Annotated in this window: 10 protein-coding genes and 1 tRNA gene; 6 read left to right on the forward strand and 5 right to left on the reverse strand. The window is 73.2% G+C overall.

The window, feature by feature from the left end:
- Window positions 1-14: 14 nt before the first annotated feature.
- Window positions 15-1,064, reverse strand: a complete 1,050-nt coding sequence (locus ABZ128_RS19155) for an LLM class F420-dependent oxidoreductase (RefSeq protein WP_356849697.1) — start codon at window positions 1,062-1,064, stop codon at window positions 15-17.
- Window positions 1,065-1,164: 100 nt separating this feature from the next.
- Between ABZ128_RS19155 and ABZ128_RS19160 the strand changes: the two genes are divergently transcribed.
- A complete protein-coding gene (locus ABZ128_RS19160) occupies window positions 1,165-2,157 on the forward strand; it encodes an aldo/keto reductase (protein ID WP_356849698.1) in 993 nt (330 codons plus the stop codon).
- The gene (locus ABZ128_RS19165; protein WP_356849699.1) at window positions 2,154-4,307 is read left to right on the forward strand and encodes a helix-hairpin-helix domain-containing protein; all 2,154 of its coding nucleotides are present in this window, start codon (window positions 2,154-2,156) and stop codon (window positions 4,305-4,307) included. Before ABZ128_RS19160 ends, ABZ128_RS19165 begins: the two co-directional genes overlap by 4 nt.
- A 62-nt stretch (window positions 4,308-4,369) precedes the next feature.
- On the opposite strand, the gene ABZ128_RS19170 is transcribed toward ABZ128_RS19165, so the two are convergent.
- The gene (locus tag ABZ128_RS19170) at window positions 4,370-5,041 is read right to left on the reverse strand and encodes a hypothetical protein (protein ID WP_356849700.1); all 672 of its coding nucleotides are present in this window, start codon (window positions 5,039-5,041) and stop codon (window positions 4,370-4,372) included.
- A 47-nt stretch (window positions 5,042-5,088) separates the two neighbouring features.
- On the opposite strand from ABZ128_RS19170, the gene ABZ128_RS19175 reads away from it, so the two are divergent.
- The gene (locus tag ABZ128_RS19175; protein WP_031146791.1) at window positions 5,089-5,277 is read left to right on the forward strand and encodes a DUF5703 family protein; all 189 of its coding nucleotides are present in this window, start codon (window positions 5,089-5,091) and stop codon (window positions 5,275-5,277) included.
- A gap of 52 nt (window positions 5,278-5,329) precedes the next feature.
- Here the strand turns inward: ABZ128_RS19175 and ABZ128_RS19180 are convergent, their stop codons facing one another.
- The 3 genes from ABZ128_RS19180 to ABZ128_RS19190 form a co-directional block, all read right to left on the reverse strand.
- Window positions 5,330-6,136 carry a chaplin family protein gene (locus ABZ128_RS19180; protein WP_356849702.1) on the reverse strand — a complete coding sequence of 269 codons (807 nt, stop codon included), beginning with the start codon at window positions 6,134-6,136 and terminating at the stop codon, window positions 5,330-5,332.
- A gap of 94 nt (window positions 6,137-6,230) precedes the next feature.
- Window positions 6,231-6,464, reverse strand: a complete 234-nt coding sequence (locus ABZ128_RS19185) for a chaplin (RefSeq protein ID WP_356849703.1) — start codon at window positions 6,462-6,464, stop codon at window positions 6,231-6,233.
- A 129-nt stretch (window positions 6,465-6,593) separates the two neighbouring features.
- Complete coding sequence (locus ABZ128_RS19190) at window positions 6,594-7,919, reverse strand: M20/M25/M40 family metallo-hydrolase (protein WP_356849705.1); 1,326 nt, start codon at window positions 7,917-7,919, stop codon at window positions 6,594-6,596.
- Between the two features lie 184 nt (window positions 7,920-8,103).
- Between ABZ128_RS19190 and ABZ128_RS19195 the strand changes: the two genes are divergently transcribed.
- The 3 genes from ABZ128_RS19195 to ABZ128_RS19205 all read left to right on the forward strand — a co-directional run bounded on the left by ABZ128_RS19195 (window position 8,104) and on the right by ABZ128_RS19205 (window position 14,627).
- Window positions 8,104-8,191, forward strand: a tRNA-Leu gene (locus ABZ128_RS19195).
- A 515-nt stretch (window positions 8,192-8,706) separates the two neighbouring features.
- Window positions 8,707-11,247 carry a Pls/PosA family non-ribosomal peptide synthetase gene (locus ABZ128_RS19200; RefSeq protein ID WP_356849707.1) on the forward strand — a complete coding sequence of 847 codons (2,541 nt, stop codon included), beginning with the start codon at window positions 8,707-8,709 and terminating at the stop codon, window positions 11,245-11,247.
- Between the two features lie 11 nt (window positions 11,248-11,258).
- Window positions 11,259-14,627 carry an amino acid adenylation domain-containing protein gene (locus tag ABZ128_RS19205; protein ID WP_356849708.1) on the forward strand — a complete coding sequence of 1,123 codons (3,369 nt, stop codon included), beginning with the start codon at window positions 11,259-11,261 and terminating at the stop codon, window positions 14,625-14,627.
- The last annotated feature ends 30 nt before the right edge of the window (window positions 14,628-14,657 follow it).

Raw genomic sequence — 14,657 nt, forward strand, 5'->3', positions numbered from 1 at the left:
GGCGAGGTCCGCGATCAGGCGAGGCCGGCGCGCTCCAGGGCCTCGGATCCGGTGCGCAGGGCGGTGATCCGCTCCTCCAGGGTGAAGCCGGCCGGGGCGAGCGTGAGCGTGGTGACCCCCGCCTCGGCGTAGGCCCGCATGCCGTCCGCGATCCGCTCGACGGAGCCGAGCAGGGTGGTCGAGTCGATCAGCGCGTGCGGGACGGCCGCGGCGGCGCCCGTCTTGTCGCCCGCCAGGTACTTGTCCTGGATCTCGGCGGCTTCCTTCTCGTAGCCCATGCGCTGGGCGAGCTGGTTGTAGAAGTTCTGCTTCCGGCTGCCCATCCCGCCGACGTACAGGGCGGTGTACGGGCGGAACATGTCGGCCAGGGCGCCCACGTCCTCGCCGACGGCCAGCGGCACGGTCGGGCAGACGTCGAAGCCGTCCATCGTCAGCCCCGCCTTCTCGCGGCCGGCCCGGATGTGGGTGAGGGCGGTGGCCTCCAGGTGCTCCGCGGCCGGGAAGATCAGCAGGGCCCCGTCGGCGATCTCGCCGGTCTGCTCCAGGTTCTTCGGGCCGATGGCCGCGATGTAGAGCGGGATGTGCTCGCGCTCGGGGTGCACGGTGAGCTTGATCGGCTTGCCGGGGCCGCCGGGCAGCGGGAGGGTCCAGTGCTCGCCCTCGTAGGTGAGCCGCTCCCGGCTCATCGCCTTGCGGACGATCTCCACGTACTCCCGGGTGCGGGCGAGCGGCTTGTCGAACTTCACGCCGTACCAGCCCTCGGACACCTGGGGGCCGGACACGCCGAGGCCGAGCCGGAAGCGGCCCTTGGTGAGCGAGTCCAGGGTGGCGGCCGTCATGGCCGTCATCGCGGGCTGGCGGGCCGGGATCTGCAGGATCGCCGAACCGACGTCGATGCGCTCGGTCTGGGCCGCGACCCAGGCCAGCACGGTGGGGGCGTCCGAGCCGTAGGCCTCGGCGGCCCAGCAGACGTCGTAGCCGAGGCGGTCGGCCTCCTGGGCGACCGCCAGGTTGTCGGCGTCCATGCCAGCGCCCCAGTAGCCGAGATTGATGCCGAGCCGCATGTGTCGTCCCCTTACCGGTTTACCGATCAGTAACGTTCGTGTGCCGGGACTGTAGCGTGCCCGGCTCCCGTGCGGCAGTGCCCCAGTAGTCTCAGCGCTCATGGAGCAGAGGCATCTCGGCCGCACCGGACTGCGCGTGTCCCGGCTCGGCCTCGGCACCCTGACCTGGGGCCGGTCCGCGGAGGGACCGGACGAGTCGGGCGCGGCCGAGCAGTTGAAGGCGTTCTGGGAGGCGGGCGGGACGCTCGTCGACACCGCCGACGTGTACGGCGGCGGGGAGGCGGAGTACATCCTCGGACAGCTCATCGGCGGGCTGGTGCCGCGCCGGGACCTGGTCATCGCGACCAAGGCGGGCAGCGTGCCGGACCCCGGACGGCGCTTCGACGGCTCGCGCGGCCATCTGCTGGCCGCGCTCGACGACTCCCTGGCCCGGCTCGGCACGGAGTACGTGGACCTGTGGCAGGTCCACGCCTTCGATCCGTCGACCCCGCTGGAGGAGACCCTCCAGGCACTGGACCTGGCGGTGAGCAGCGGCCGGGCCCGGTACGCGGGGGTGTCCGGCTTCAGCGGCTGGCAGCTGGCGAAGGCCGCGACCTGGCAGTTGGCGGCGCCGGGGGTGCGCACGCGGCTCGCCTCGACCCAGATGGAGTACTCCCTCCTCCAGCGGGGCGTGGAACGGGAGGTCCTCCCGGCCGCGCTGGACCTGGGTGTCGGCCTGCTCCCCTCCTCCCCGCTGGGCCGCGGGGTGCTGACCGGCAAGTACCGGGACGGCATCCCGGCGGACTCCCGCGGCGCCTCCGCCGCGATGGGCGGCTTCGTGGACCCGTACCTCGACGATGCGGCGAGCCGGATCGTCGACGCGGTGGCCACGGCGGCCCACGGGCTCGCGGTAACCCCGCTCCAGGTCGCCCTGGCATGGATCCGGGACCGGCCGGGGGTGGTCGCCCCGATCGTCGGTGCGCGGACGTCCGCGCAGCTCGGGGCGGCTCTGTCGGTGGAGGCCCTTAGTCTTCCTGAGGAGATCGGCCGGGCGCTGGACGATGTGTCGGCGCCCGTGCACCGCTATCCCGATCAGGACTGGAGCACGCTGTGAGTACGGACCGCCCCGCCGCTGCCGCGCAGGACCCGGCACCCGCCGACCAGCCGGCCACCCCCGCGCAGGCGGCCCCGACCGACCCCGGCCCGCAGCCGCCTGCCGACCCCGCGGCCCCGGGCCCGGAGGACACCCCCGGAGCCGACGAGGCTGCGGACGACGGGGCGGCGGCAGCGGACGGCTCCGGCGGGGACGCGGCCCCGGCCGCGCCCGTGCTCAGCGAGGCCGAGGCCGAACTGGCCGCGCAGAAGATCGAGCGGGAGCGCATCGCCCGGCGCAAGGCCGAGCGACAGGGCCCGGTCGACGCCGGCGGCAAGCTCAGCGGCAAGGCCGCCGACCTGCTGGCCGCCGTACGGGCCGTGGAGAGCGGCGAGAAGCCGGCCCCGCGGTACTTCGACGAGGCCCCCACCGCACCCCGCAAACCGGCCGCTCCCGCCCCCGCGGCCGCTCCCCCCGCCCCGGCCAGGCCCGCGCCTCCGGCGAGCGCCGGGGCCGTCGACGGCGTCCGCGCCGTGCTCGCCCGCGGCGGCGCCCCGGAGGCCCTGGCCGGCGCCGCCGCCACCGCCCTCGGCGAGGACGCCGCCGAGCAGCTCACCGAGAACCCCTGGCGGCTCCTCGCGCTCGCCGGGATCCGCCCCACCCAGGCCGACGGCTTCGCCCGCGCCCTCCTCGGCCCCGAGGCCAGACCCGGGGACGAGCGGCGCGCCGCCGCCCTCGTGGGCTGGCTCCTGGAGCAGGCCGCGCTCAAGGGGCACACCGCCCTGGAGGCCCCGGTGCTGCGCTCGGCCCTGGCCCAGTACGGCGTGCCGGATCCCGACCACGCCCTGGAGGCCGCCATCGGCGACGGCGCGGTGCTGGTCTTCCACGAACCGCTCGGCCCGCCGCCCGCCGACGGCGAGGAGGCGCCCGTACGGATCCTCGTCGGCCTTGAGGGGTACGCCCTGGCCGAGGAGAGTCTGGCCGACGGCCTGGCCCGGCTCGCCAACACCTTCGACGCCCCCGCCGACTGGGACGAGGCCGCCACCGGCCCGGCCGCCGAACTGATCCGGGCCGCCGCCGCGCACGGCCTGGTCACCCACACGGGAGGCGAGGCCGCCCGCGCCGAGCCGCTGGCCCTGGTGGCGGCCGCCCGGCAGCTGGGCCTGCGCGTCTGCCTCGCCGCGCACGTACCCGGGTCCGTGCCCGGCTCCGTCGGCGTGGCGGACCTGCTCGCCGGAACGCAGGGGCCCGGCCGGGACGCCGACGGGCAGTTCGCACTGGACCTGCTCGTCGTCCTGGACGCGCCGCAGCTGGACGTCGAGACCGCGGCCGCACTCGTCGAGTCGGTGCCCGACGGGGCCCGCCTGGTGCTGTCCGGGGACCCGGGCGTCCTCGGATCCGCCGGACCGGGCCGGGTGTTCGCCGATGTGCTCGCGGCCCGCGCCTTCCCGCAGCTGGTCTCCCGCACCCCCGACCCGGGCCCCCTCGGCGAGCTCGTCTCCGGGATCGGGATCGGCGAGCTGAACCAGGTCGACGCCCCCGGCAAGGAGGTCGTGATCGTGCCCGTCCGGGACGCCGGGGAGGCGGTGCACCGCACGGTGCAGCTCGTGGCCGAGTCGGTGCCGCGCGCGTTCGCGATCCCGGCGGAGTCGGTGCAGGTGATCACCCCGGGCCACGGCGGCTCGGCGGGCACCCGCGCCCTGAACGCGGCCCTCAAGGAACGGCTGAACCCCGGCCCCGGCCGGTTCGGCGGGTTCGACCCCGGCGACCGGGTCGTGCAGGTGCCCTCGCCCGGGCGGGCCGTGCCCGCGACGGTGGTCTCGGCCGACGCGGAGGGGCTCCACCTGGACGCCGCGGGCGGGCGGATCGTCGTACCGAGGGAGCAGGTGGAGTCACAGGTGCGGCACGGCTGGGCGGTGACGGCGCACCAGGCCGTCGGGGCGCGCTGGCCGGCCGTGGTCGTCGTCCTCCCCGGTGACGCGGCCCAGGCCCTGTCGCGGGACTGGGTGTACACCGCGTTCGGGCGGGCCGAGCGGCACCTGTCCGTGGTGCACGGCGTCGACCAGGCGCTGGCGCACGCCGTCGCGCAGGAGCTGCCGAAGCCGCGTACGACCCGGCTGACAGGCCTGCTGCGGACCCTCGTGGCGGCGGCGCAGGAGCAGCCGGAGTGACGCGCCTGCGGCCCCGCCCCCCCATGAGGGGACGGGGCCGCAGGGGCGGTGTGCGGGGCGGGTCAGGCCGGGGCCAGCCCCGGGAGCTCCGTCACCCCGTCGTCCTCCTCCTCGTCGTCGTCGACCTCGTGATCGTCGACTTCCTCGTCGTCGAAGACGGAGCTGATGTCGAAACGGTGCAGCACGTCCTGCTGGTCGATGTCGCCGAAGGGCGAGCCCAGCCACTCCCCCGGTTCCGGGACGTCCTCGGCGGCTGCGATCCAGAGGGTGGAATCCCCTTCCTCCAGGCCGAACTCCTTGTACCGGGAGGCGATCTCGTCCGGCTCGTACTCCCCGAAGAGCACGCCCAGGGCGCCCGCCGAGTCCTCCACGGGCTCGGCGTCCCGGTCGTGCGCGGCCACCCGCTGGGCCTGGGCCACCAGTCTCTGCGGTTCCACGACGGCGTAGTCGCGGCGGATGAGCACGCTGAAGGCGGTGGGCTCGGCGGGGCCGGTGTACGGGACCCCGTCCTCGGGCGTCGGGATCTCGAACGGGGTGACCTCGTCGTACCGGTCGTAGAGGAGTTCGTCGTACTCCTCGGCGGCGGCGGCGAGTTCGTTGAATGCGGCGTAGACGGCCGGGTCCTCGTCCCCGATCCTGCTCTCGACCGCGGCGAGGTGGCGGTCGAGCGCGGCCTTGACCGCCTCGGCGGCGGCGCGTACCTCGGCAACAGTGGGCAGAGCGGCATCAGACATAGTGCAGACGCTATCCGTAGCAGGCGTGTGCCCGCACAATAGATGCGATGCCGGAATACGAATTTGTCGACGTGTACGTGCCTCGCGGCGTCCCTCGCAAGGAGGCGACCCGCCTGCTGACCGACCATGCCGAGTACGGGAACTGGGAGCTCGACCGCCTGACCCTGCACCGGGACGGCAGCCGCCGCGTGCGGCTGCGCCGCCGGATCATCCGCCAGGTCCGGGCGACCTGGTGACGCGGGTCCCCGTACGGACGCGCCGTACGGGGACCCTCGCCATGACGGCCCGTCAGGCGGCGTTGCGGGCGCGGCGGTAGAGCACGGCTCCGGCCAGCAGCATGCCGCCGGCGAGCGGGACGGCCACGCCGAGGGTGTCACCGGCACCGGTCGCGGCAAGGCCCGCGCGCTGCCCCGGCGCGATGCCGGTCCCCTGGCCGGGGGTCACGGGGGTACTCGGAATGCCGGGCCGGCCCGGAGTGCCGGGCTGACCGGCCGTGCCGGGCTGGCCGGGGATGCCGGGCTGGCCGGGGATGCCGGGCTGGCCGGGATGGCCCGGAGTACCGGGCGTACCGGGGTGCTCCGGAGTCCCCGGGGTGCCGGGCAGGCCGGGGTGCTCGCCCGTGCCGGGGTGCTCCGGGGTGCCGGGGTGCCCGGGGTGGCCCGGCGTGCCCGGGTTGCCCGGATGGTCCGGGTGGTCCTCGTCGCACGGCTCGTCCGGCCCGTCGGGCCCGCCCGGCTGACCCGGGTGGCCCGGAGTACCGGGGTGTCCGGGAGTACCCGGGTTCCCCGGGTGTCCGGGAGTGCCCGGATTGCCCGGGTGGTCCGTCCGGTCCGGGCCGTGGGAGCCGTTCGAACAGTGGTTCCCGAAGGCCGGGTTCAGGCCTCCCACCACCGTCACCGAATTGCCGCAGACGTTCACCGGGGCGTCCACCGGAGCCTGCACGTTGTTCCCGGACAGCACGCCCGGGGAGTTCGAGGCATGGCCGGACGCGCCGGAATCCGCGTGGGCGTACCCTCCGCCCAGCGCCAGAACACCCCCCGCGGCCGCCATGGTGATCAGGGTCTTCCTGGTCGTGCTCGCTGCATGTCGTCGCATGTGTGTCATCCCCCTGCTGTGTAAGAACCGGGCCCCAAAGCCCGGCAGCCCCGGAGCGCTGGAACGCGCTCCGGGGCCGAAGACTTCAGGTACCTCAGCGGTTGAGGCAGGTGTTGCCGAAGGCCGGGTTCAGCAGGCCGATCACGTTCACCGTGTTGCCGCACACGTTGATCGGGATGTGGATCGGAACCTGGACGACGTTGCCGGACAGGACACCGGGGGAGCCGGCGGCGACACCCGAGGCGCCCGCGTCGGCGGCGGCGACGCCCGCACCCGCGAGAACCAGACCACCGGTGGCAGCCGCAGCAGCGACAACCTTCTTGAGCATTGTTCCTCCTAGTTGGCAATGCGGTCCCAGCCGCGGACCGCACCACCTGTAACGAGGAGGGATCACCAGGGCTACGAGCGTATGAGCGCATTCACTCTTCTCAGTGGAATGCGCACACCTTCCCGAATTTCAGCAGTTGTCAATGAATCGGTCGAGCACCCGCACGCCGAACGTGAGGCCGTCCACCGGCACCCGCTCGTCCACTCCGTGGAACATCCCGGCGAAGTCGAGCTCCGGCGGCAGCTGCAGCGGGGCGAAGCCGAAGCAGCGGATGCCCAGGTCGTCGAAGGACTTCGCGTCCGTGCCGCCGGAGAGCATGTACGGGACCGCCCGCGCGATCGGGTCCTCCGCCTTGAGGGCGCCCTGCATGGCGTCGACGAGCTTCCCGTCGAAGTCCGTCTCCAGGGCCTTGTCCCCGTGCACGTCCTCGCGCTTCACCCGCGGGCCGAGGATCCGGTCGAGGTCGGCGAAGAACTCGTCCTCGTAACCGGGCAGGAAGCGCCCGTCCACGTGCGCGGTGGCCTGGCCGGGGATGACGTTGACCTTGTAGCCCGCGCCCAGCATCGTGGGTGCGGCCGAGTTCCTCAGGGTCGCGCCGACCATCTTGGCGATGCCGCCGAGCTTGGCGAGCGTCGCGTCCATGTCGTCCGGGTCGAGCGGAGTGCCCAGCGCGTCCGAGAGCTCGTCCAGGAAGGACCGTACGGTCTTGGTCACGCGCACCGGCCACTGGTGGCGGCCGAGCCGGCCCACGGCCTCGCACAGCTCCGTGATGGCGTTGTCGTTGTTCGTCATCGAGCCGTGGCCCGCGGTGCCCTCCACCGTGAGCCGCATCCAGTGCATGCCCTTCTGGGCGGTCTCCACCAGGTAGAGCCGCAGGTTCTCGTTGACGGTGAACGAGAAGCCGCCCACCTCGCCGATCGCCTCGGTGACCCCCTCGAACAGACCGGGGTGCTTGTCCACGAGGTACCGGGCGCCGTGGATGCCGCCCGCCTCCTCGTCGGCCAGGAAGGCCAGCACGATGTCCCGGGGAGGCTTGCGCCCGCTGCGCAGCCGGTCGCGTACGACGGCCAGCGTCATCGCGTCCATGTCCTTCATGTCGACGGCGCCGCGGCCCCACACGCAGCCGTCGGCGATCTCGCCCGCGAAGGGGTCGTACGTCCAGTCGGCCGCGTTCGCCGGCACCACGTCGGTGTGCCCGTGGATGAGCAGCGCCGGACGTGAGGGGTCCTCCCCCTCGATCCGGGCCACGGTCGACGCGCGTCCCTTGTGGGACTCGAAGATCTGCGGCTCCAGCCCGACCTCGGCGAGCTTCTCGGCGACCCACTCGGCCGCCTTGCGCTCGCCCGGGCCGGAGTGGTCCCCGTAGTTGCTGGTGTCGATCCGGATGAGGTCCCGGCAGAGGTCGACGACCTCGTCCTCGCCGGAGACGGTCCTGCCCGCGCTCGAATCGCTCACGCTGCTTCCTCCCACTGATCGGTGCCGACTGCTCCATCCTCCCGCTTCGGCCCGCCGACCCCAAGGGCGTTGCCCGGCCGCAGGGGGCTGCCGGGGGCCGTGAGGGGGGTGTGATCGAGGGCCCCGGAATGTTTGGTAATGTTTTCCACGTCGGAACGGCCACGGGCCGCGAGACAGACACCTTGTCCGGGTGGCGGAATGGCAGACGCGCTAGCTTGAGGTGCTAGTGCCCTTTATCGGGCGTGGGGGTTCAAGTCCCCCCTCGGACACCAGCAGAGACCCCAGTTCATCTGGGGTTTTTTGCATGTCCGGGCTGTGGCGTGACCGACCACGCGACCACGGCCCGGCGACCACGGCCCAGCGCATACGGCCTCACTGCGCCCGACACCGGTCGCGGCGTACACGGTCCATGGCGAACGGACCATCCCGGGGGACCGGGCCTGATGCTTCCGGCCCTGGGTTCCCGCCGAACCCGATCGGAGCAACGGCCCGGCGGAACAGCTCGGGCCGACGCCCGGGGGCAGCTTGGCCGCGGCGGCGGGGCCCGCTCCGGCGCCCGGGGGCGGGTTCCGGCGCCGGATGTGTCCCTCGCCGGGCACGCCGGACGCGTGCCGCCCCCGGTGGCGAGTGATCCGTTTCGAGTGGCAACCAGGTGCCGACGAGGTAAGACTCAGGGCACGAGGACCGGACCCGGCCGCTGAGCTCGGGTTTCTTCCGGGGACAGCGTGCGGCCACACGGGGCCGGGGTGTCATCTCCTCAAGGGAGGAATTTCCTCAAGGAGCCCGCATGGAAGAAGAATCGGTCGAGGTCCTGACGCCCGGACCGGAGCTCCTCACGGAGCGCGGCAACACCGACCCGGCGGAGGACATCGAACGAGTTTTCGCCGAGGTGCTGGCCGACGTCATCGGCGTCGACCGGGTCTCGGCAGACAGCCACTTCTTCAACGATCTCGGCGCCAATTCCATGGTCATGGCACAGTTCTGCGCCCGGGTCAGGAAGCGGCCGGACCTGCCCTCGATCTCGATCAAGGACATCTACCGCGAGCCCACCGTCCGCGGCCTGGCCGCTTCGGTGGCCGGGGCCCTTGCGGCCCCCGCGGAGCAGCCACCGCTCCCGCCCGAGGCACCGACGCGGACCACCACGGCCCGCTACGTGCTGTGCGGTGTGGTGCAGTGCCTGGTCTTCCTCGGCTACTGCCTGGTCGCCGGCGCGCTGACGACCCGCGGCTACGAATGGGTCTCCGCGGCGCCGGGCACGGGCCTGCCTTCCGTCTACCTGCGCTCGCTGGTCTTCGGCGGATCCCTGTTCGTCGCGCTGTGCGTCCTGCCCATCGCGGCGAAGTGGATCCTCGTCGGCCGCTGGGAACCCCGGGAGTTCCCGGTCTGGAGCCTGGCCTACCTCCGGCTGTGGACCGTACGCGTGCTGATCCAGATGTCTCCGATGGCACTGCTGGTCGGCAACCCCCTGCACGTGCTCTACCTGCGCGCCCTGGGGGCCCGGATCGGCCCGGGAGTGACCATCCTGACCCGGACGATCCCGGTCTGCACGGATCTCCTCACGATCGGTGCGGGAACGGTGATCCGGAAGGAGTCGAACCTCCTGTGCTACCGGGCGCATGCAGGTCGGATCCAGACCGGCCGGGTGACCCTGGGCCGGGACGTGTTCGTCGGCGAGAAGACCGTCCTCGACATCGACACCGCCATGGGCGACGGGTCCCAGCTGGGCCACAGCTCCGCGCTGCTCCCGGGGCAGTCCGTCCCGGCCGGAGCCCGCTGGCACGGCGCCCCGGCCCAGCCCGCGGACGTGGACTACGTCCGGGTGCCGCCGCGCCCGTGCAGCACGCTGCGCCGCGTCGGCTACGGGCTGGCGGCCCTGCTCCAGCTGCTGGTGCTGTACGTGCCGCTGGCCGTCGGCGGGCTGTGCGTGGCGCTGAGGGAAGTGCCCGCGCTGGGTCGGGCAATGGCTCCGGGCCGCCTGGGCATCTCCTCTCCGATGCTCTACCTGGACGCCTTCGTGCTCGCCACGGTGGTCTTCTTCGGCGGTGTGGTCCTCGGCCTGAGCGTGCTCTACACGGTGCCGCGGCTGCTGAGCCGGCTGATCGAGCCGGACCGGGTGTACCCGCTGTACGGATTCCACTACGGGATCCACCGGCTGATCACCCGGATGACCAACCTCAGGTTCTTCCGCTGGCTGTGCGGTGACAGCTCGTACATCGTCCCGTACCTGCGGGGCCTGGGATACGACCTGTCCAAGGTGGTGCAGACCGGGTCGAACTTCGGCACCGAGGTGCAACACGAGACCCCGTTCCTGATCAAGGTGGGCAGCGGCACGATGGTCGCCGACGGCCTGTCGGTGCTCAACGCGGAGTTCTCCGGCTCGTCCTTCCGGGTCACCCGGGTACAGATCGGCGCGCGGAACTTCCTCGGCAACAACATCGCCTACCCCGCCGGGGGGCGCACCGGGGAGAACTGCCTGCTGGCCACGAAGGTGATGGTCCCGCTCGACGGCGAGATCCGCGAGGGCGTGGGCCTGCTCGGCTCGCCGTGCTTCGAGATCCCGCGCACGGTGGAGCGCGACACCCGCTTCGACCACCTGCGCAGTGACGGGGAGCTGGAGCGGAACCTGCGTGCCAAGAACCGCTACAACCGGCACACCATGGCCCTGTTCCTGGGCGTGCGCTGGCTGCACGTCTTCCTGTTCTCACTGATCAGCCTGCTCACGGCCGACCTCTACGAAGTGCTCGGTGCGGTCGCGCTCGCCGCCATGCTGCCGGTCGGCCTGCTCGTCACCACCCTGTACTACGTCCTGGTGGAACGGTCCTTCACCGCCTGGCGCCCGCTGCGCCCGCAGCTGTGCTCCATCTACGACCCCGCCTTCTGGCGCCATGAGCTGCTGTGGAAGATGCCCGACCACCACCTGCTGGCCTTCAACGGCACCCCGTTCAAGCCACTGGTCTGGCGGCTGCTCGGGGTCCGGATCGGACGTCGGGTCTTCGACGACGGGTTCTCGGTGACGGAGCGGACGCTGGGCTCCGTCGGTGACGACTGCACCCTCAACTTCGGCAGCCGGATGCAGTGCCATTCCCAGGAGGACGGCACCTTCAAGTCCGACCGCAGCACGTTGGGCCCCGGCTGCACGCTGGGCGTCAACTCCCACGTGCACTACGGCGTGACCATGGGCGAGGGCTCCTTCCTCGCCGCCGACTCCTTCCTGATGAAGGGCGAGGACGTCCCGGCCGGCGCCCGGTGGGGCGGCAATCCCGCCACCGAGACACGAGAGAACCCCCACCGGCCCGAAGCCTGCCGCGCTGCGGCGCGGCACAGGTGAGCGGAGGCATCATGGCAGTGCACCTGGAGGACGGCCGGGACTTCTGGCACCGCGTACTCCTGTCCGGCGGCTCCACCGCGCTGCCGCGGTGGCAGCACGGTCCGGGGGCGGATGTCGCCACCCACGAGGAGCCGGTGCCCGGGGAGGTCGCCGCCGGTCTGCACCGCCGGGCGGCAGAGCTGGCGGTGCCGCTCACGACGCTCCTGCTGGCCGCGCACGCCCGGGTGTTGGCTGCGCTCTGCGGTGAACCCGAAGTCACGGCGGGATATCGGGCGGGGCCCGGCGACCTGGTGCTGCCCTGCCGGCTGAACACCGGGTCGGGGTCGTGGCGGGAGTTGGTGGCGGAGGTCCACGCCGTCGAGTCCGCGCTGCGGGCGCACCGGGGGTACCCGCTGGAGGCGCTGCGCCGCGAGACCGGCCTGCCCGGACCGTCGTACGAGACGGTGTTCGACCCCGGTGGCGTGGACGGCGTCGACGCGGCACCGGCCGCCCCCCGGTCCGCCCCCGGGCCAGGGTCCGTGGAGCAGGCGGTGCTGGTGGTCGGCGCCACGCACCCCCCGGACCGGCTCGCCTTGCGGCTGCGCTACCGCACCGAGGCGCTGGACCCCGAATCCGCCCGCAGGATCGCCGGCTACCACCGCACCGCGCTCACCCAGCTGGCCGCCGACCCGGACGCCGCGCACCATGCGCAGAGCCTGCTCTCGGCGGAAGAACTGCACTTCCAGCTGGAGGAGCTGGCCGGCCCCCGGCGTGACCTGCCGGACCGTCGGGCGCATGAACTGTTCGAGGAGCGGGTCCGGATGCATCCGCACGCGGTGGCGGTGGTGCACGGCGCGCGCAGCTGGACGTACCGGGAAGTGAATGAACGGGCCAACCGGCTGGGTCGGGCCCTGCTCGCCCGCGGGCTGGGCCGTGAGGACCCCGTGGCGGTGGTCACGGAGCGCACCCCGGAGTGGCTGGCCGCAGTGCTGGCGGTGTTCAAGGCCGGCGGGGTGTACCTGCCGATCGAGCCGCACTTCCCGGCCGGACGCATCGCGGCCGTGCTGGAGCGCGCGCGGTGCCGGCTGGTGCTGGCCGCGGCGGACAGCACGGCCACCCTGGGGCCGGCGGCGGCCACGCTGCCCGGGACGACCGTCCTGCTCGTGGAGACGGCCCTGGCGGAGCAGACGGACGGCAGCGACCTGGGTGTGGCCGTGGCCGCCGACCAGTTGGCCTACATCTACTTCACCTCCGGTTCCACGGGCACGCCCAAGGGCGCCATGTGCGAGCACGCCGGAATGCTCAACCACCTGCGGGCGAAGATCGACGACCTGGGAGTGACCGAGTCGGCGGTGGTGGCGCAGATCGCGCCGCAGTGCTTCGACATCTCCCTGTGGCAGCTGGTCTCGGCGCTGCTGGTGGGCGGCCGGACGCTCCTGGTGGAGCAGGACGTCGTCCTGGACGCCGAACGCTTCGTCGACCGGGTCGTCGAGGGCCGGGTCTCGGTGCTCCAGGTGGTGCCCTCGTACCTGGAGGTGGTGCTGACGTCTCTGGAGCGCCGGCCGCGGGCCCTGCCCGACCTGCGCTGTGTGTCGGTCACCGGTGAGCCGCTGAAGAAGGAGCTCACCGAGCGCTGGTTCGCCGCCCAGCCGGAGATCCCGCTGGTCAACGCCTACGGGCTGACGGAGACCTCGGACGACACCAACCACGAGGTGATGCACGGGGTGCCGGAGCAGGAGCGGGTGCCGCTCGGCCGGCCGATCGCCAACGTGCACGTGTACGTCGTGGACGAACACCTCTGCCCCGTCCCCCTGGGCGCTCCGGGCGAGATCGTGTTCTCCGGTGTGTGTGTGGGCCGCGGCTACGTCAACGATCCCGAACGGACCGCGTCGGCCTTCCTGGACGATCCGCACCGGCCGGGCCGGCGGCTGTACCGCAGCGGCGACCACGGCCGCTGGCTGCCCGACGGCAAGCTGGAGTTCCTCGGCCGCCGGGACACCCAGGTGAAGATCCGCGGCTTCCGGATCGAGATCGGCGAGATCGAGAACACCCTGCTGCGGGTGCCCGGCGTACGGGACGGCGCGGTGGTGGTCACCGAGCGGGGCGACCGGGGCAAGCACCTGGTGGCCTTCTACAGCGGCCCGCAGGAGCTCGACCCGGAGCAGCTGCGGGAGCGGCTGGGTGCCTCGCTGCCCGGCTACATGGTGCCCCCGGCCTTCCAGTGGCGCGAGAGCCTGCCGCTGACGGCCAACGGCAAGATCGACCGGAAGGCGTTGACGGCACTGGCCGCGGAGCTCGCCGAGCTCGCCGACGCAGGCGGGACCGGAGAGGGGTACGCCGCGCCGGCCACGCCCACCGAGCACCGGCTGGCCGGCGCCTGGGCCCAGGTGCTGGGCGTACCGCGGGACCGGGTCGGCCGGCTCGACCACTTCTTCGACCGCGGCGGCACTTCGCTGGCCGCAGTGCGGCTGGCGATCGCCCTGGACCGGGCGGTCTCCCTGAAGGACGTCACCCGCTGCCCGGTGCTCGCCGACCTCGCCGCGCTGGTGGACGAGCGCGCCGGGCGGACGCCCGCAGGGGCCGGCCCCCCGTCCGGCGAAGGGCGGCCGCTCGGGGCACGGGCCGCCGGGATCGCGGGCGGCGGGTTGCTCCAGACGCTGTCACCGCCGGGGGACGGCCGGGCCGGGGCCCTGGTGTGCTTCCCGCACGCGGGCGGGAACGCCGTCAACTTCCTTCCCCTGGCCCGGGCGTTGCCCGGTGGCGGGCCGGTGGTGCACGCCGTGGAGCTGCCGGGGCACGATCCGGCGGCAACCGAAGCGGAGCCCTTCGTGCCGCTCTCCGCGGTGGCCGAGCAGGTGGCCGGCGAGATCGGCCGGCGCGGACTGTCCGGCGTGCTGCTGTGGGGCCACTCGTCCGGCGCGGCGCTGGCCGTGGCGGTCGCACGACTGCTGGAGGAGGCCGGCGCTCCCGCCCGGCGCCTTTTCATCGGCGCCCAGTTGCTCGGAGGCGCAGCGGAGCGACGGGCCGCCGCAGCCGAGTTGGAGCAGCAGAGTGATGCTGTCCTTGCTGCCCGGCTCGGCGCGGGCGACGCCGGCGACGCGCCCGCGCTGGACACCCGGCAGGCCGAACGTGTGGCCGCCGCCTACCGGCACGACTGCGTGAGTGCCCACCACTACTTCGCCCACCTGGTCCAGTCCCCGCCGGTCGACCGGCTGGCCACCCCGGTGACGGTGGTCGTCGCGGCTGACGACCCGTACACGGCCGGGGCCGTCCTGCGGCACCGGGACTGGGGGCTGCTGGCCCGGCAGGTGGAGCTGTACGAACTCACGGACGGCGGCCACCACTTTCCGCGTACCCGTCCCACGGAGACCGCGAAGGCCGTCCTGCACGCCACAGAATGACCGGCTTCCCCAGCCGCCACCGAAAGGAGA

The sequence above is a fragment of the Streptomyces sp. NPDC006326 genome (assembly GCF_040612915.1).
GTDB lineage: Bacteria > Actinomycetota > Actinomycetes > Streptomycetales > Streptomycetaceae > Streptomyces.